The organism is Kitasatospora sp. CB02891 (assembly GCF_002803145.1).
Classification (GTDB): Bacteria; Actinomycetota; Actinomycetes; order Streptomycetales; family Streptomycetaceae; genus Kitasatospora; species Kitasatospora griseola.
In genome coordinates, this window is the sequence record NZ_NNBO01000002.1 from 84599 (window position 1) to 100477 (window position 15879).

Below are 15879 nucleotides of genomic sequence, written 5' to 3' on the forward strand. Positions count from 1 at the left end.
CAGCAGCCGCTGCAACCCCAGGGAGCGCTGTGTCTCGCCGCCTGTTCACCTCGGAGTCCGTCACCGAGGGCCACCCCGACAAGATCGCTGACCAGATCAGCGACACCATTCTGGACGCCCTCCTCAAGGACGACCCGACCTCCCGCGTCGCCGTGGAGACCCTGATCACCACCGGCCTGGTGCACATCGCCGGTGAGGTCACCACCAAGGCCTACGCGCCGATCGCCCAGCTGGTCCGGGAGAAGATCCTGGAGATCGGCTACGACTCGTCGAAGAAGGGCTTCGACGGCGCCTCCTGCGGCGTGTCGGTGTCGATCGGCTCGCAGTCCCCGGACATCGCGCAGGGCGTCGACACCGCCCACGAGCACCGGGTCGAGGGCGACGTCGAGGACGAGCTGGACCGCCAGGGCGCCGGCGACCAGGGCCTGATGTTCGGCTACGCCTGCGACGACACTCCCGAGCTGATGCCGCTGCCGATCACCCTGGCGCACCGGCTCTCCCGCCGCCTGACCGAGGTCCGCAAGAACGGCACCATCCCGTACCTGCGCCCCGACGGCAAGACCCAGGTCACCATCGAGTACGACGGCGACCGCGCCGTGCGCCTGGACACCGTGGTGGTCTCCTCGCAGCACGCCTCGGACATCGACCTGGAGTCGCTGCTCACCCCGGACATCCGGGAGTTCGTGGTCGAGCCCGAGCTCAAGGCGCTCGCCGACCAGGGCATCAAGCTGAACACCGAGGGTTACCGCCTGCTGGTCAACCCGACCGGCCGCTTCGAGATCGGCGGCCCGATGGGCGACGCCGGCCTCACCGGTCGCAAGATCATCATCGACACCTACGGCGGCATGGCCCGCCACGGTGGCGGCGCGTTCTCCGGCAAGGACCCGTCCAAGGTCGACCGCTCCGCCGCGTACGCGATGCGCTGGGTGGCGAAGAACATCGTCGCCGCCGGCCTCGCCAAGCGCGCCGAGGTGCAGGTCGCGTACGCGATCGGCAAGGCCGAGCCGGTGGGCCTGTTCGTGGAGACCTTCGGCACCGAGACCGTCCCGGTGCTGACGATCCAGGAAGCCGTCAGCAAGGTCTTCGACCTCCGCCCGGCCGCGATCATCCGCGACCTGGACCTGCTGCGGCCGATCTACTCCCAGACCGCCGCGTACGGCCACTTCGGCCGCGAGCTGCCGGACTTCACCTGGGAGCGCACCGACCGGGTCGACGCGCTGAAGGCCGCCGTCGCCGGCTGATCGTTTTCTCGACGACGCCGCCCGTCGAGGGGATTCCCCCTCGGCGGGCGGCGTCGTCGTTGTGTCGGCGGCGTCCGCTAGGTTGGGGGGCGTGAGCAGCGCGGACGGGGCCGGGGAGCAGTTGGCGTTCATCCGGGAGACGGTGCGCCGGGCGAAGCCCCGGGCCGCGCGCGGCGTCGTTCCGGCCGAGCGGCAGCCGGTGGCCCGGGTGCTGGTCGACAAGGGCGTGCTCAGCCTCGACCAGTACTTCGACTACGCGGTGCCCGAGGCGATGTCCGAGGACGCCCGGCCCGGCGTCCGGGTCCGGGTCCGCTTCGGGGGGCGGGTCGGCGCACACGGCCGGCGCGAGGGCGGCGCACTGCACGACGGGTTCATCGTCGAGCGCCGGGACGACTCGGACTACGCGGGCCCGCTGGCGCCGCTGGCCCGGGTGCTGTCGCCCGAGGTGGTGCTGACCCCCCGGCTGCTGCGACTGTGCCGGGCCGTCGCCGACCGGTACGCCGGCACCCTGGCCGACGTGCTGCAGCTGGCGATCCCGCCACGGCACGCCGGAGCGGAGGGCGAGCCCTCGCCGCGGCCGCTGCCGCCGCCCGAGGCGCCGGCGGTGGGGAGCTGGGAGCGGTACGCGCACGGGGCGGACTTCCTGGCCTCGCTGGCGGGCGGGCACGCGCCGCGCGCCGTGTGGACGGCGCTGCCCGGCCCCGAGTGGCCGTTCGAGATCGCCCGGGCGGTCGCCGCGACGCTCGCCTCCGGGCGCGGCGCGCTGGTGGTGCTGCCCGACGGGCGCTCGGTGGCGCGGGTGGACGCCGCACTGCGGGGCGTGCTGGGGGAGGGCCGACACGCGGTGCTGGCCGCGGAGGCCGGGCCGCAGGAGCGGTACCGGCGGTGGCTGTCCGTCAGCCGGGGCTCGGTGCACGCCGCGATCGGCACCCGCGCGGCGGTGTTCGCACCCGTGCGCGACCTCGGGCTGGTGGTGGTGTGGTCGGACGGCGACAGCAGCCACAGCGACCCGAACGCGCCCTACCCGCACGTCCGGGACGTGGCGCTGCTGCGGGCCGCCGAGGAGGGCGCGGCGATGCTGCTCGGCGGCGTCTCGATGACGGTCGAGGCCGCGCAGCTGGTGCGCAGCGGGTGGGCGCGGCCGCTGGCCGCCCCTCGTGAGGTGGTCCGGCAGGTCGCGCCCCGGGTGCGGACGGTGACCGAGCAGGACCAGGCGCGGGACGCCGCCGCGCAGGCGGCCCGGCTGCCCTCGGTGGCGTGGGAGACGGCGCGCGAGGCGCTTTCGCGCGGCCCGGTGCTGATCCAGGTCCCGCGCCGGGGCTACGCGCCCCGGCTGGCGTGCGGGCGCTGCCGCGAGCCGGTGCGCTGCCGTGCCTGCGGGGGGCCGCTGGAGTCCCCGGCGGCGGACGCGGCGCTGGTGTGCGCCTGGTGCGGCACCGAGGAGCACGACTGGCACTGCCTGGAGTGCGGCTCGTTCCGGCTCCGGGCGCAGGTGGTGGGCGTGCGGCGGACGGCGGAGGAGCTCGGGAAGGCGTTCCCGCGGGTGCCCGTGCGGACGTCCGGGCGGGACGCGGTTCTTGCCACCGTGCCTCCTTCGCCCGCGCTGGTGATCTCGACGCCGGGCGCGGAGCCGGTGGCGGAGGGGCCCGGCTATGCGGCGGCGCTGCTGCTGGACGGGTGGGCGCTGCTGAACCGTCCCGACCTGCGGGCGGGGGAGGAGACGGTGCGGCGGTGGCTGACGGCCGCCTCGCTGGTCCGTCCGGTGGGGGAGGGCGGGACGGTGGTGGTGGTCGCGGAGGCCGCGGCGCGGGCCGTGCAGGCGCTGGTGCGATGGGATCCCGCCGGGCACGCCGGGATGGAACTCGACGAGCGGGAGGAACTCCGCTTCCCGCCGGTGTCGCGGATGGCGTCGGTGACGGGGCCCGCGCAGGCGGTCGAGGACCTGCTGGGGCTGGTGCGGCTGCCGGAGGGCGCGGACGTCCTCGGGCCGGTGCCCGTGTACGGCGGGCCCAAGGGGGAGACGGCGGAACGGGCGTTGGTGCGGGTCGCTCCCGGGCAGGGGGCGGCGCTGGCCTCGGCGCTCAAGGCGGCGCAGATCGCCCGGCTGGCGCTCCGGGGGGCGGAGACGGTGCGGATCCGGGTCGATCCGACGGACATCGGCTGAGCGCGCCCCGGCCCCGGCCCCGGGCGGGGCGGGGCCGGGGTTTGTGCGCCGCCGTCAGCCGGCGAAGCCGCCCTTGGGCTGGATGATCTCCAGGTTGGTGCCGTCCGGGTCGTTGAAGTACGCGACCCTGGTGCCCAGCGCGGCCTCCGGGGTGACCTCGCCGGCGAGGAAGGTGTAGTCGTCGCCGAGGAACTCGTACCCGGCGTCCTTCATCCGGCGGTGCACCGCGTCGAAGTCGTCGACCCGGAAGCACAGGTGCATCGAGCCGGGGCGGTTGGCCGCGCCGTTGGTGCGGTAGCCGATCGGGTGCTGGAACTCGATCAGGTCGATGCCGAGACCGTTGTCGAGATTGATGGTGGCGTAGCGGAGCTTCGCCGTCGGCAGGCCCTGCGAGACGCCGAACGGGACGCTGTGCATGGTCTCGTCGGCGACGACCGGCTCGCGGCCGGTCAGGGCGCGGTAGAACGCGATCGAGGTGTCCAGGTCGGAGACGGAGATGCCGACGTGGGCGGCACGGGTGAGGTTCATCGGGGTGTTGGCCACGGCCATGGGATCGATCCCTCTCGTCGGCACAGGATGGCGTGCGAGATCGATTCTTCGGCGGGAGCGGGGGAGGGACAAACGGGGCCCGTGAGCTTTTACGGCCAGGTGGGCGCACAACCGGGCGGGCGCCGAACGCAGGCGGGTGCGAGAACAGGGGCGCTGGGGCGCCCCTGGTTGCGCTCTTCTGCCTACCGGGTGCGCTGGGGCATCAAGGGGCTGGCCTGGCGGGCCTGGGGGATCGGGGGCCGGGGAGCGGGGGGCGCGGGGGGCGCCGTCTCGGTTTCGCGGGGGGCGGGGAGGAGTTCGGTGGTGGGTCGGCGGACGCCGTAGCGGCGGTGGACGGCCTGCTTGGTGACGCCGAGCGCGGAGCCGACGGAGTCCCAGGAGAAGCCGAGGGCGCGGTCGAACTCGACGGCGGCGGCGACCAGGGTCTCGACGCTCTCGCGCAGCTCCTGGGCGAGTCGGACGGTGGGGGCGGGGGCCCGGCCGTAGACCACGAAGCCGGCGGAGGTGCTGGGGCGGCGGGGGCGGTAGACGTTGCCCAGTTGGGCGGTGAGCGTGCGCAGGGCGTCGACCTGGCGTCGGACCCGTTCGATGTCCCGCACCAGCAGGTGCAGGGACGCCCTGGCCCGGGCGTCGTGGTTGATCTGCTCGGCCATGGCCTGGTTGCCACCTCTCGGTCGGGTCGCGTGCTCGGGGCGCTCGCGCGTCCCGGTCAATTCGCATTGACCAACGCACGTCGGGTCGTTGGGTCACGCCCGGAGTGCGAGTCGGGATTTGTCGGTGACCGTTCCGAACGGGTGGCGGGCATTGCATAGACTTCCCGGTAGGTCGTTGTTTCCGTCCCGTTCGGGTGGCAGAGGGAGTCGCAGTCTTGGCAGTTCAGCCGATCCGGATCTTCGGTGACCCGGTGTTGCGGTCGACCGCGAAGCCGGTGGTCACCTTCGACAAGGAACTGCGCAGGCTGGTGAAGGACCTCACGGACACCATGCTGGGGGCGCCGGGCGCGGGCCTGGCCGCGCCGCAACTGGGCGTCTCGTTGCGGGTGTTCACGTACAACGTGGACGGTGTGGTGGGGCACCTGATCAATCCGGACCTGTCGTTGACCGAGGAGGAGCAGGACGGCCCGGAGGGCTGTCTGTCGCTGCCCGGGCTGCGGTTCGACACCAAGCGGGCGTTCGGCGTGGTGGCGAAGGGCTTCAACATGTACGGGGATCCGGTGACGGTGGAGGGCACCGAGCTGCTGTCGCGGTGCATCCAGCACGAGACGGACCACCTGGACGGGATCATCTTCATCGACCGGCTGGACCGGGAGACCCGGAAGGCGGCGATGAAGGCGATCCGGGAGGCGGACTGGGGCGGGGCTCCGGCGCCGACGGTGAAGGTCTCGCCGCATTCCACGTTCGGCGTGATTCGCTGACGGACCGTCCGTTCCCGCGCAGTGTTTCGGTGGGATTGTCGGAGGGGCCGATGAGCCGAAGGCCCGATCGGACGACGATCATTTTCCGGCAATCCGATGTTCTGATCAGGGTGACTTCCTGCTGATCAGTTGGACTTCAAGAAAGGCCCATGCCCGTGCGTCTCGTCTTCGCCGGTACCCCCGAGGTCGCCGTTCCCGCCCTGGACGCCCTGCTGGCCTCCCGGCACGAGGTGGTCGCCGTGGTGACCCGCCCCGACGCGCCGGCCGGGCGCGGGCGCAAGCTGGTGGCCAGCCCCGTCGCGCAGCGCGCCGAGGAGGCGGGCATCGAGGTGCTCAAGCCGGCCCGCCCCGGTGAGCCGGAGTTCATGGCCCGGCTGGCCGAGATCGCCCCCGACTGCTGCCCCGTGGTGGCCTACGGCGCGCTGATCCGGCCCGGCGCGCTGGAGATCCCGGCGCACGGCTGGGTGAACCTGCACTTCTCGCTGCTGCCCGCGTGGCGCGGCGCGGCCCCCGTCCAGCACTCGATCATGGCGGGCGACGAGGTGACCGGCGCGTCCACCTTCCGGATCCAGGAGGGCCTGGACGACGGCCCGGTGTTCGGCGTCCTCACCGAGACGGTGAAGCCCACCGACACCAGCGGCGACCTGCTCGGCCGGCTCGCGTTCGCGGGCGCCGAACTGCTGGTGCGCACCATGGACGCGATCGAGGACGGCCAGGCCCGGCCCGAGCCGCAGCCGGTGGACGGGGTGTCGCTGGCGCCGAAGATCACCGTCGAGGACGCCCGGATCGAGTGGACCCACCCCGCGCTGCGGGTCGACCGGGTGGTGCGCGGCTGCGCGCCCGCGCCCGGCGCGTGGACCACGTTCCGCGGCGAGCGGCTCAAGGTGACCGGCCCCGTGCGCCTGCTGCCCGGTGAAGTCGCCCTCGCCCCCGGCGAGTTGGCCGTCAGCAAGAACAGCGTCCGGGTCGGCACCGGCAGCCACGAGGTGGAGCTCGGCGAGGTCCGCCCGCAGGGCAAGAAGGCGATGCCGGCCGCCGACTGGGCGCGCGGCGCGCGGATCGAGTCCGGCGAGCGCTTCGAGGGCTGAGGCCCGTCGGATGCCGGGTTCGGCCGGGTCTCACCATAGAATTCACGGTGAGGCCCGGCCGCGCTGCCGGGTCGGACCTGATCCGCAGCACTTTGTTTCGAGGCACCCGTTGAGCACCCCCGCCGGCGCCAAGCGCGCCCCCCGTCCGCACCGCCGCCCCAAGAAGGACCCGGCCCGGATCGTCGCGTTCCGCGCGCTGCGCGCCGTCGACGAGCGTGACGCGTACGCCAACCTGATCCTGCCGTCGCTGCTCCGCGAGGCCGAGCGCAAGGGCATGGAGCGCCGCGACGCCGCGCTCGCCACCGAGCTGGTCTACGGCACGCTGCGCGGCCAGGGCACCTACGACGCGATCATCGCCGCCTGCGTGGACCGCCCGCTGCGCGAGGTCGACCCGCCGGTGCTGGACGTCCTCTCGCTCGGCGCGCACCAGCTGCTCGGCACCCGCATCCCCAGCCACGCCGCGGTCTCCGCGACCGTCGAACTCGCCCGCGTGGTGCTCGGCGACGGCCGCGCCAAGTTCGTCAACGCGGTGCTGCGCAAGATCAGCGCCCAGGACCTCGACGGCTGGGTCGCCCAGGTCGCCCCGCCGTACGAGGACGACGCCGAGGACCACCTCGCCGTCGTCCACTCGCACCCGCGCTGGGTGGTCTCCTCGCTGTGGGACGCGCTCGGCCGCTGGCAGCCCGAGGACTCCGGTCGCGCCGCGATGGAGCGCCTGCTGGACGCCGACAACGCCCGCCCCGAGGTGACCCTGGTCGCCCGCCCCGGCCGCTCCGACGTCGCCGAACTCCGCGAGGCGCTGCCGGAGGCCGAGGACGGCCGCTGGTCCCCGTACGCGCTCCGACTCGCCGAGGGCGGCGACCCCGCCGGCCTCGACGCGGTCCGCGAGAACCGGGCCGGCGTCCAGGACGAAGGCAGCCAGCTGGTCGCCCTCGCCCTCGCCAACGCCCCCGTGGACGGCCCCGACCGGCTCTGGCTGGACGGCTGCGCCGGCCCCGGCGGCAAGGCGGCGCTGCTCGGCGCGCTGGCCGCCGGGCGCGGGGCGGCCCTGGTCGCCTCCGAGAAGCAGCCGCACCGCGCCCGCCTGGTGGCCCGCGCCCTGAACGGAAACCCCGGCCCGTACGCGGTCATCACCGCCGACGGCACCCGGGGCGCCTGGCAGCAGGGCGCGTTCGACCGGGTGCTGGTCGACGTCCCCTGCTCGGGCCTGGGCGCGCTGCGTCGCCGCCCCGAGGCGCGGTGGCGCCGCCGCCCCGAGGACATCGCCGGATTCGGGCCGCTGCAGCGGGAGTTGCTCCGCTCCGCGCTGGACGCGGCGCGCGTCGGCGGCGTCGTCGGCTACGCGACCTGCTCGCCGCACCTCGCCGAGACCCGCGCCGTGGTGGACGACGTGCTGCGCGGCCGCGAGGACGTGGAGTGGGTCGACGCCCGCCCGCTGCTCCCGGGCGTCCCGGAACTGGGCGACGGCCCGGACATCCAGCTGTGGCCGCACCTGCACGGGACGGACGCGATGTACCTGGCGCTGCTCCGACGCACGGCCTGACGGCCGAGGGGCGCGAGAACGGGGGCGGGTGGGGGTCCCAGCCTTGGCGGGCTGGGGCCCCCACCCGCCCCTGGCGGTTCAGGCGCCGACGAGGACGGTGAGGAGGCGCTGGAGGTCGCGGTCGAAGACGGTGTCGGGGGCGGTGGGGGCGCTGCTCTGGGCGAGGGCGGCGGCGAGGTGGGGGTACTGGCCGGTGGCGGTGACGGTCTGGAGGTAGCGGATCAGGTCGCTGAGCCAGAGGTCGCCGGCGGCGGTGGCGCGTTGCTGCCAGTCGGTGAACTGGCAGACGAAGCCGGTGAGTTGGGCGAACGCCTCCATCTTCGCGGTGCCGTCCAGCGAGGTGCCGGCGAGTGCGGCGAGATGGTACTCGGTCACCCGGAGGCCGTTCGGGCCGAGGCCGGGGCGGTGGGTGATCAGGGTGGTGGCCCAGCTGTGGCGGGTGAGGACGGTGCGCAGCCGGTTGGCGAGCAGGGTGAGGTCGGCCCGCCAGTCGCCGCTGGGCTGGTCCGGCAGGTCGTACTCGCCGGCCAGCAGGTCGAGCATCAGGTCGAACAGGTGCTCTTTCTTCGGCACGTAGTTGTACAACGACATGGTGCCGGCGCCGAGTTCGGCCGCGACCTTGCGCATCGTCACGGCGTCGAGGCCGTCGCGGTCGGCGAGGTCGACCGCCGCCCGGGCGATCGACACCCGGCTGTGTGCCGGACGCGGCCCGCGGCCGGAGTATTCCGGGCGCAGCCAGATCAGCTCGGATTGCTCGCCGGACGCCATCGTTGGATCACCTCGGTGGTCAGTCTACGCAGGTGGTGGCGGCATTCGGCTGCGAGCGGGAGGGGTGGCCGCCTACGGTGGTGCACGCCGGGACGGCAGAACGTGGAAAGAGGGATCGGGTATGGACATTCCGCTGGTGGACGCGGTGGCGGCGGTGCGGGACGAGCTGTTGGCGGCGGCCCGGGCCGGGGGTGAGCATCCGGATCTGGTGTTCGTGGTGGGGCCGGTGGAGATGGAGTTCGAGGTCGAGTTGCGGGCCGACGCCAAGGCGAAGGCGGGCTTCAAGATCTTCGCGGTGGGCGCGGAGACCGAGGCCGGGGTGTCCCGCGGTCGTACCCACCGGGTCTCCTTCGCCCTCACTCCGCGCGCCGCGAACGGCGCGGATCTGCTGGTGCACGGCGATCCGGCCCGTCCGTCGGGCCCGGGCGACACCTCGGAGCGCATCGCGGACTGACGCCCCGTCGGGGTCGGGGGGATCTGCCGGAAGCGGCGGGTCCCCCCTTTTGCATGCCCTGCGAGCCTTTTCTCCGTACATCGTACCCAGTAGTGTGCTGCGCAGCACTACTACGTACGATGTACCTAGAAAGGGCCTGCCATGAGCGACCCGGTCATTGCCGTTCGCGGCCTGGGCAAGACGTTCGGCGCCACGCGCGCGCTGGACGGCCTCGAACTCGACGTCCCGGAAGGGGCGGTGTGCGGTCTGCTCGGGCCCAACGGGGCGGGGAAGACCACGTTGGTGCGGATCCTGGCGACGCTGGTGCGGCCGGACCGGGGGGAGGCCCGGGTGTGCGGGCACGAGGTGGGGCGGGAGGCCGCAGCGGTGCGGCGGGTGATCGGACTGGCCGGGCAGTACGCGGCGGTGGAGGAGGGGATCACCGGCCGGGAGAACCTCGAACTGCTGGGCAGACTCCACCACTTGGGGTCGGTGAAGGCCAGGGCGCGAGCGGCGGAGCTGCTCGCGGAGTTCGGCCTGGCGGAGGCCGCCGACCGCCTGGTGCGCGGGTACTCGGGCGGGATGCGCCGCCGGCTGGACCTGGCGGCGAGCCTGATCGCCCGGCCGCGGGTGCTGTTCCTGGACGAGCCGACCACCGGGCTCGACCCCCGCAGCCGACGGGAGATCTGGTCGGCGGTACGGGAGTTGGCGGCGCAGGGCTCGACCGTGCTGCTGACCACCCAGTACCTGGACGAGGCGGACCGGCTGGCCGACCGGATCACCGTGCTGGACCGCGGGCGGGCCGTCGCCGACGACACCCCGCAGCGGCTCAAGGCCGCCATCGGCACGCTGGTGGAAGTCACCCTGTCCGAGGACGCCGACCTGGACCGGGCCCGCGCCGTGCTGGCCGTGCTCACCGGCGGCGCACCGGCCGTCGACGCCGGGCAGCGCCGGGTCAGCGCCGTCTCCGATCCGGCCCGGCCGCTCGCCCTGCCGCGCCTGGTACGGGAGTTGGACGCCGCCGGGGTGGTCGCGCTGGACGTGGCGCTGCGCACCCCCTCGCTGGACGACGTGTTCCTCGCGCTGACCGGCGCGGGCGCTGCGGAGCAGACGGAGACGGCCGCATGAGCGCGATGACGATGCCCGTGGACGCCGCCGCGTCGGCCCGGCGGATCCTGCTGGTGTACCGCCACTCGCCCGGGCTGCTGGCGTCCTCGCTGCTGGTGCCGGTCGCCATGGTCGGGGTGTTCGGGTACGTGTTCGGCAGTGCGATGAACGTGCCGGGCGGCGGCTACCGGGAGTTCCTGATGCCCGGTCTGTTCGCCCTGGTCGCGCTGAACGCCGTGATGCCCGCCATGGTCGGCGGCGCGCGGGACGCCGGGCGGGGCGTCACCGACCGGCTGCGGTCGATGTCGGTGTCCCGGTTCGGTCTGCTGACCGGGCAGGCGCTGGCGGACCTGCTGGTGGCCGCCGTCGTGCTGGTGCCGACCGCGCTGGTCGGCCTGGCGGCGGGCTGGCGGATCCGGCACGGGCTGGGCCCGGCGCTCGGCGCGTTCGGCCTGCTGCTGCTGTTCCGGTTCGCCTGCGGCTGGGTCGGCACCGCGCTCGGCCTGGCCGTCGGCAAGGAGGACACGGCCGGTCAACTCGCCGTCCTGACCATCCCGTTCTCGATGCTCACCAGTGCGTTCGTCCCCACCGGCGGCATGCCGGGCTGGCTGGCCGCGATCGCCGGGTGGAACCCGGTCAGCGCCGTGGTGGAGGCCACCCGGCAGCTGTTCGGCAACCCGTCGGCGCCCGGGGGCGCCTGGCCCGCCCAGCACCCGGTGGCCGCCGCGCTCGGCTGGTGCGCGCTGCTGCTGGCGCTCGCGGTGCCGTTCGCCGTGCGGAACTTCGCCCGCGCCGGTCGCTGACGGTCCGTCAACACGACTCCGGGCGTTAAATACTGGACAACCCGGCCGGTGCGGCAGAGGGTTGGGCGTCATGGAGTACACCCACCTCGGCCGCACCGGCCTGTCCGTGTCCCCGCTGTGCCTGGGCACCATGAACTTCGGCGTGCACACCGAAGAGGCCGACGCGCACCGCATCATGGACGCCGCGCACGGGCACGGCATCAACTTCTTCGACACCGCCAACGTCTACGGTTGGGGCGAGAACAGGGGCCTCACCGAGACGATCATCGGCAACTGGTTCGCCAAGGGCGGCGGCCGGCGCGAGCGCACCGTGATCGCCACCAAGCTCTACGGCCCGATGGGCGACTGGCCCAACGAGGGCCGGCTCTCCGCGCTCAACATCCGCCGCGCCGTGGACGCCAGCCTGCGCCGCCTGCAGACCGACCACATCGACCTGTACCAGATGCACCACATCGACCGGGACACCCCCTGGGACGAGATCTGGCAGGCGATGGAGGTGCTCACCCTCCAGGGAAAGATCATCTACGTCGGGTCGTCCAACTTCGCCGGCTGGCACCTCGCCCAGGCCCAGGAGGCCGCCCGGGCCCGGCACTTCCTCGGCCTGACCAGCGAGCAGTCGATCTACAACCTGATCGAGCGCACCGTCGAACTCGAGGTCGTCCCCGCCGCCCAGCACTACGGCCTCGGCCTGATCGCCTGGTCGCCGCTGCACGGCGGCCTGCTCGGCGGCGTGCTGCGCAAGGAGCGCGAGGGCGTGCGCCGCACCCAGGGCCGGGCCGTCGACACCCTGAACGAGCGGCGCGAGCAGATCCAGGCGTACGAGGACCTGTGCGACGAGCTCGGCCACGAGCCCGGCGACGTCGCGCTCGCCTGGCTGCGCACCCGCCCGGCCGTCACCGCGCCGATCGTCGGCCCCCGCACCGAGGAGCAACTGACCGCCGCGATGCGCTCGTTGGACGTCGAGCTGGACGCCAAGACGCTGGAGCGGCTGGACGAGATCTTCCCCGGCCACCGCACCGCGCCGGAGCACTACGCCTGGTGACCCGGCGCCCCCGGGCGCGGCGAGCGCCCGGGGGCAGCGCCCCGGCGGCCGGTCGGCCGGCCCCAGGGGGCGGCGGTCACTGAGCGGTGGTCACTGCGCGGCCGGGAGTGGCGCGGTCGGAGGTTCGGCCGGGAGTGGCGCGGTGGTCACTGCGTGGCCGGGAGTGGCGCGGTCAAAGGCTCGGCCGGGGTGCGGGTGAGCAGGTGGTGGCTGCCGCTGTCCGGGTCGCCGATGAAGACGAACAGCTCCAGCCGGTGCTGCCGGTCGCGCTTCACGTGGAAGCGCCAGCGGTAGGCGCTGGGCGGCTCGGTGTTCGACGGGGAGGGGCGCGCGTCGGGGCGGGTGTCGACGGCCGTGCGGGTGGTGAGGTCGAGGATGAGCCGCTGGCCGGCCTCCTCGTCGGTGAGTTCCCAGCGTCCGGCGCCGGACAGTCGCCAGCCGTCGTCGTAGGCCCAGTCCTGGCCGTCCAGCCGTTCGACGGTGGCGGTGCCGTCCTGGTGGAGCGTCAGGTGGGCCTGCTGGTCGCCGTCCCAGCTGCCAGCGGCCTCGGCGGCGGTGGCGTCGTGCAGCCCGGTGCCTTCGTAGTACTGCGCGACGCCGGCGCAGCCGGTCAGCAGCAGCGCGACGGCCGCGAGGACCGCCGTCCGGGGGCGGTGGCCGCGCATGGTTCGTTCCCGTGCCATGTTCCCCTCCCAAGGGTGACGGGCTCACCCTGCCAGAGAAGTTGAACGCGTTCAAGTTTCTCGCGGGAGTATGCATCGCCGCAGGTGGGAGGGTGGTCGACGGTGTCGCGGGCGAGGGTGCGGGAGAACGGGATGAAAGTACGTCAGGATGACCGGGTGAAGCCGATCAGTCATGCGGTGCCCTACTACTCCCAGTGGGAGTCGCCCGAACTCGTGCCCGACATCCTGGACGGCACGCTGCGGGCCGCCGACGATCCGCTGTGGGAGCGGTCGGGCGCGGCCGACCAGGCCGAGTACGAGTACTGGTCCTGGCGACTGTGCGGCATGGCCTGCCTGCGGATGGTCCTCGACCACTGGTGGGGCGTCGCCCCGGCGCAGGTCCGGCTGGCCGAGGAGTGCGAGCTGGCCGGTGCGTACATCCGGCACCCCGACGGGCGGCTCGACGGGCTGATCCACTCGCCGTTCGCCGCGTACGTCCGGGCCCGCTGGGGCCTGGACGCGCAGGCGGTCAGCCCGCTGCCCGTGGAGCGGCTGCCGGAGGAACTCGCCCGGGGCGTGCTGCCGATGATCTCCGTCCACCCCGCGATCCGGACCCTGGCCCCCGAGGTCCCCCGCCTCGGCGGACACCTGGTGCTGGCCGTCGGCGCGGACGACGACGCGCTGTACATCCACAACCCGTCCGGCTTCCCCGACGGCTCCCAGCGCGCCGCCCGCGTCCCCTGGGCGGACCTCGACCGGTTCTACGCCGGCCGCGGCATCCTGCTCGGGCCGCCGCCGACAGCTTGAACTGTGCTGTGACGGGCGGCTGTTGACGTTCCGTCGGCCCGGGTCCCGGGTCCCGGGTCCCGGGTCCCGGGTCCCGCGTCCCCGCCGGTCGGTCCGGCGAGGACGTACCGGGCCGGAGGCGGCGTCAGGAGGCGTTCGGCAGACCGATCGGCGTCGTGGGCGGCAGGTCGGCGCGACACGCGGTGGAGATCGGGCGGAGCGCGTCGACGAGTTCGTCGAGCTCGGAGCGGTGGAAGTGCGTCCAGACCCGGGACGCGGCCAGGTCGGTGGCGGCCTCCAGGGCGACGTGGCGACGGCGGCCCTCGGTGGTCAGCGACCCGTCCGGCTTGAGCCACTGACGCTCGATCAGGCGGGCCGTCGCCTCGTCCCACTCGGCGTCCGTCCACCCGCGGTGCGGCTGCATGGTCTCCCGGCGGGTGTCCAGCGCGCAGCGCACCACCAGCGCCTCGCAGCCGTCCAGGCCCTCCGCGACCAGCGCCGCCACGTGCCCGTCGCCGCGGTGCTCGCGCAGCACCGTGGTGGCCTGCCACAGCCGGGCCAGCCGACCGTCCTGGGCGGGCAGCGCGGCGTTCGCGGCGGCCAGCACCCGACCCGCGCAGTCCAGGCCCTCGACGGCCCGCTCCAGCAGCTCCACCGAACGGTCGATCAGATTCGGCTTCACCTCCGCGAGCACCCGCCCGAGCGCGCCGGTCGCCCCCTCGACCCGCGCCTGCAGGGCCTGTTCGGGCGTGGCCCGGCCCCAGATCTCCGGCAGCGCGCGCTCCACCATCTGCGGCGCGAAGTTGAAGAACGCGGCCACCACCGGCGCGGCCTCCACCGCCCCCAGCGGCGCCGACCGTCCACCGAAGTAGCCGCGCCAGTAGCCGCGCAGGCCCGCCGCCTCGTACGCGGCGCGGGCCTCCGGGGAGAAGTAGGTGAGCGCGTGAACGGGTTCGAACAGCCACCACAGGGCACGTGCGGGGTGGACGACCTGGGTCATCGGATGCCTTTCGGTGAGGGTCGAGCTGAGGGTCCCACTGCTTCGTGAGCCTGCCAGAGCGGATCGGCGGCGGGAAGGGAAGATGTTGCGGCCGTGTGAACATCCCGGCACCCCGGCAGGCGCCTGATCAGCGGTTCGTGCGACGCGAGCCGACTCCCGGGTGGCGTGGTCGCCAGGGTGCTGCGGACGACTGCCGTTCCACGGGCGGCGTGGTCGTCGGGGTGTTGCGGACGACTACCGTTCCACGGGTGGCGTGGTCGTCGGGGTGCTGCGGACGACTACCGTTCCACGGGCGGCATCGCGAGCGGGTTGATCGGCATCAGCTCCCGGCAGATCGCCGCGATCGGCCTCAAGTCGGCCGTCAGGCGGTCGAGTTCGTCGGGCGACAGCCCCTCCCAGACGCGGCCGGCCGCCAGGTCGGTGGCGGCCTCGACGGCCCGGTGCCGGACCAGGCCGAGCTCGGTGACCGCCCCCTGCGGCGTCAGCCAGCCCCGCTCGACCAGCCGTCCCGCGGCTGCCTCCCACTCCTCGTCCGTCCACCCGCGCATCGGCTGGAGCACCTTGCGGTCGGCGACCAGCGTGCAGTGCAGCACCGGCGCCTCGCAGCCGTCCAGCCCGGCCGCGACCAGTGCGGCCACATGGCCGTCCCCGCGGTGCTCGCGCAGCAGGTTCGCGGCGTGCCACAGCCGCCCGTGGACGTCCGCGGGTCGGGGCAGCGCGGCGTTGGCGGCCGCCAGCACCCGGCCGGCGCAGTCCAGTCGGCCCACCGCCTCCTCCAGCGCGGCCGTCGCCGACTCGACCCGCGCGGGTTCCACCGACTCCAGCAGCCGGGCCAGCGCCGCCGCCGCGCCCTCGGCCCGGGCGGCCAGCACCTGCGCCGGGCTCGCCTGCGACCAGATCTCCGGCAGCGCCCGCTCCACCCTCCGCGGCGCGAAGTTGAAGAACGCGGCGATCACCGGCGGCGCGTCCGCCGCCCCCAACGGAGCGGCGCGGGTCGCGACGTAGCCGCGCCAGTCGGCCTCCAGCCCCAGCGCCCCGAGCGCCGCCAGGTTTTCGGGCTGGAGGAAGGCGACGGCGTACACCGGCTCGAACAGCTGCCACAGCGCGCGGGCCGGGTGGACGGGAGCGGACATCGGGAGACCTCCCACGGAGACCTTGCCGACCGGGCGAGCCAGGTGGGCTCTCGCGGCCAACTCGGGCGGACGGCAACTTGGTTGGGACGAGGGTGATCCCGGTGGGGCCGGGGATCGTCCACGTGCTGATGACCATAGCGACGGCC

Annotated in this window: 16 protein-coding genes; 10 read left to right on the top strand and 6 right to left on the bottom strand. The window is 74.1% G+C overall.

Annotation, left to right across the window (positions count from 1 at the left end):
- Nucleotides 1–29 precede the first annotated feature (29 nt).
- A complete protein-coding gene (gene metK / locus CG736_RS05950) occupies nucleotides 30–1241 on the top strand; it encodes a methionine adenosyltransferase (RefSeq protein WP_100585113.1) in 1212 nt (403 codons plus the stop codon).
- Between the two features lie 91 nt (nucleotides 1242–1332).
- Nucleotides 1333–3405, top strand: coding sequence for a primosomal protein N' (locus tag CG736_RS05955; protein WP_232733830.1), 2073 nt, complete (start codon nucleotides 1333–1335; stop codon nucleotides 3403–3405).
- Between the two features lie 54 nt (nucleotides 3406–3459).
- Here CG736_RS05955 and CG736_RS05960 read toward each other — a convergent pair whose 3' ends face one another.
- Nucleotides 3460–3954, bottom strand: coding sequence for a VOC family protein (locus CG736_RS05960; protein ID WP_100585115.1), 495 nt, complete (start codon nucleotides 3952–3954; stop codon nucleotides 3460–3462).
- A gap of 182 nt (nucleotides 3955–4136) precedes the next feature.
- The gene (locus CG736_RS05965) at nucleotides 4137–4607 is read right to left on the bottom strand and encodes a hypothetical protein (RefSeq protein WP_100585116.1); all 471 of its coding nucleotides are present in this window, start codon (nucleotides 4605–4607) and stop codon (nucleotides 4137–4139) included.
- Between the two features lie 215 nt (nucleotides 4608–4822).
- Here CG736_RS05965 and def point away from each other — a divergent pair, with 215 nt between their 5' ends.
- The 3 genes from def (at nucleotide 4823) to CG736_RS05980 (ending at nucleotide 7999) form a co-directional block, all read left to right on the top strand.
- On the top strand, nucleotides 4823–5368 hold the full coding sequence (gene def / locus CG736_RS05970; protein WP_100585117.1) for a peptide deformylase: 546 nt from the start codon (nucleotides 4823–4825) through the stop codon (nucleotides 5366–5368).
- Nucleotides 5369–5523: 155 nt separating this feature from the next.
- Nucleotides 5524–6456 (top strand): methionyl-tRNA formyltransferase, encoded by a 933-nt coding sequence (gene fmt, locus CG736_RS05975; protein WP_100585594.1) that lies wholly within the window; start codon nucleotides 5524–5526, stop codon nucleotides 6454–6456.
- 109 nt (nucleotides 6457–6565) lie between these two features.
- Nucleotides 6566–7999, top strand: coding sequence for an RsmB/NOP family class I SAM-dependent RNA methyltransferase (locus tag CG736_RS05980; protein WP_100585118.1), 1434 nt, complete (start codon nucleotides 6566–6568; stop codon nucleotides 7997–7999).
- 78 nt (nucleotides 8000–8077) lie between these two features.
- On the opposite strand, the gene CG736_RS05985 is transcribed toward CG736_RS05980, so the two are convergent.
- The gene (locus tag CG736_RS05985; RefSeq protein ID WP_100585119.1) at nucleotides 8078–8767 is read right to left on the bottom strand and encodes a TetR/AcrR family transcriptional regulator; all 690 of its coding nucleotides are present in this window, start codon (nucleotides 8765–8767) and stop codon (nucleotides 8078–8080) included.
- Between the two features lie 121 nt (nucleotides 8768–8888).
- Here CG736_RS05985 and CG736_RS05990 point away from each other — a divergent pair, with 121 nt between their 5' ends.
- From CG736_RS05990 to CG736_RS06005, 4 genes are all read left to right on the top strand, one after another.
- Complete coding sequence (locus tag CG736_RS05990; RefSeq protein WP_100585120.1) at nucleotides 8889–9221, top strand: trypco2 family protein; 333 nt, start codon at nucleotides 8889–8891, stop codon at nucleotides 9219–9221.
- Nucleotides 9222–9362: 141 nt separating this feature from the next.
- Nucleotides 9363–10328 (top strand): ATP-binding cassette domain-containing protein, encoded by a 966-nt coding sequence (locus CG736_RS05995; protein WP_100585121.1) that lies wholly within the window; start codon nucleotides 9363–9365, stop codon nucleotides 10326–10328.
- Nucleotides 10325–11110 carry an ABC transporter permease gene (locus CG736_RS06000; RefSeq protein ID WP_100585122.1) on the top strand — a complete coding sequence of 262 codons (786 nt, stop codon included), beginning with the start codon at nucleotides 10325–10327 and terminating at the stop codon, nucleotides 11108–11110. The genes CG736_RS05995 and CG736_RS06000 overlap by 4 nt, the downstream gene beginning before the upstream one ends.
- A gap of 70 nt (nucleotides 11111–11180) precedes the next feature.
- On the top strand, nucleotides 11181–12152 hold the full coding sequence (locus CG736_RS06005; RefSeq protein ID WP_100585123.1) for an aldo/keto reductase: 972 nt from the start codon (nucleotides 11181–11183) through the stop codon (nucleotides 12150–12152).
- Between the two features lie 146 nt (nucleotides 12153–12298).
- Here CG736_RS06005 and CG736_RS06010 read toward each other — a convergent pair whose 3' ends face one another.
- Nucleotides 12299–12835, bottom strand: a complete 537-nt coding sequence (locus tag CG736_RS06010; protein ID WP_157815431.1) for a hypothetical protein — start codon at nucleotides 12833–12835, stop codon at nucleotides 12299–12301.
- Between the two features lie 132 nt (nucleotides 12836–12967).
- Here CG736_RS06010 and CG736_RS06015 point away from each other — a divergent pair, with 132 nt between their 5' ends.
- Nucleotides 12968–13621 (top strand): C39 family peptidase, encoded by a 654-nt coding sequence (locus tag CG736_RS06015; protein ID WP_100585125.1) that lies wholly within the window; start codon nucleotides 12968–12970, stop codon nucleotides 13619–13621.
- A gap of 124 nt (nucleotides 13622–13745) precedes the next feature.
- Here CG736_RS06015 and CG736_RS06020 read toward each other — a convergent pair whose 3' ends face one another.
- Together CG736_RS06020 and CG736_RS06025 are read right to left on the bottom strand one after the other, a co-directional pair.
- The gene (locus CG736_RS06020) at nucleotides 13746–14600 is read right to left on the bottom strand and encodes a hypothetical protein (RefSeq protein WP_100585126.1); all 855 of its coding nucleotides are present in this window, start codon (nucleotides 14598–14600) and stop codon (nucleotides 13746–13748) included.
- 278 nt (nucleotides 14601–14878) lie between these two features.
- Nucleotides 14879–15733: a hypothetical protein gene (locus CG736_RS06025; protein WP_100585127.1), complete on the bottom strand. Its 855-nt coding sequence runs from the start codon at nucleotides 15731–15733 to the stop codon at nucleotides 14879–14881.
- Nucleotides 15734–15879: the final 146 nt, after the last annotated feature.

Excerpts from the sequence above, each read along its gene's own strand:
- CG736_RS06005 (WP_100585123.1), top strand. The coding sequence starts at position 11,181 with ATGGAGTACACCCACCTCGGCCGCACCGGCCTGTCCGTGTCCCCGCTG.
- CG736_RS05995 (WP_100585121.1), top strand. The coding sequence starts at position 9,363 with ATGAGCGACCCGGTCATTGCCGTTCGCGGCCTGGGCAAGACGTTCGGC.
- CG736_RS05965 (WP_100585116.1), bottom strand. The coding sequence starts at position 4,607 with ATGGCCGAGCAGATCAACCACGACGCCCGGGCCAGGGCGTCCCTGCAC.
- CG736_RS06015 (WP_100585125.1), top strand. The coding sequence starts at position 12,968 with ATGAAAGTACGTCAGGATGACCGGGTGAAGCCGATCAGTCATGCGGTG.
- CG736_RS06020 (WP_100585126.1), bottom strand. The coding sequence starts at position 14,600 with ATGACCCAGGTCGTCCACCCCGCACGTGCCCTGTGGTGGCTGTTCGAA.
- CG736_RS05990 (WP_100585120.1), top strand. The coding sequence starts at position 8,889 with ATGGACATTCCGCTGGTGGACGCGGTGGCGGCGGTGCGGGACGAGCTG.
- CG736_RS06010 (WP_157815431.1), bottom strand. The coding sequence starts at position 12,835 with ATGGCACGGGAACGAACCATGCGCGGCCACCGCCCCCGGACGGCGGTC.
- CG736_RS06000 (WP_100585122.1), top strand. The coding sequence starts at position 10,325 with ATGAGCGCGATGACGATGCCCGTGGACGCCGCCGCGTCGGCCCGGCGG.
- CG736_RS06025 (WP_100585127.1), bottom strand. The coding sequence starts at position 15,733 with ATGTCCGCTCCCGTCCACCCGGCCCGCGCGCTGTGGCAGCTGTTCGAG.
- CG736_RS05960 (WP_100585115.1), bottom strand. The coding sequence starts at position 3,954 with ATGGCCGTGGCCAACACCCCGATGAACCTCACCCGTGCCGCCCACGTC.
- CG736_RS05985 (WP_100585119.1), bottom strand. The coding sequence starts at position 8,767 with ATGGCGTCCGGCGAGCAATCCGAGCTGATCTGGCTGCGCCCGGAATAC.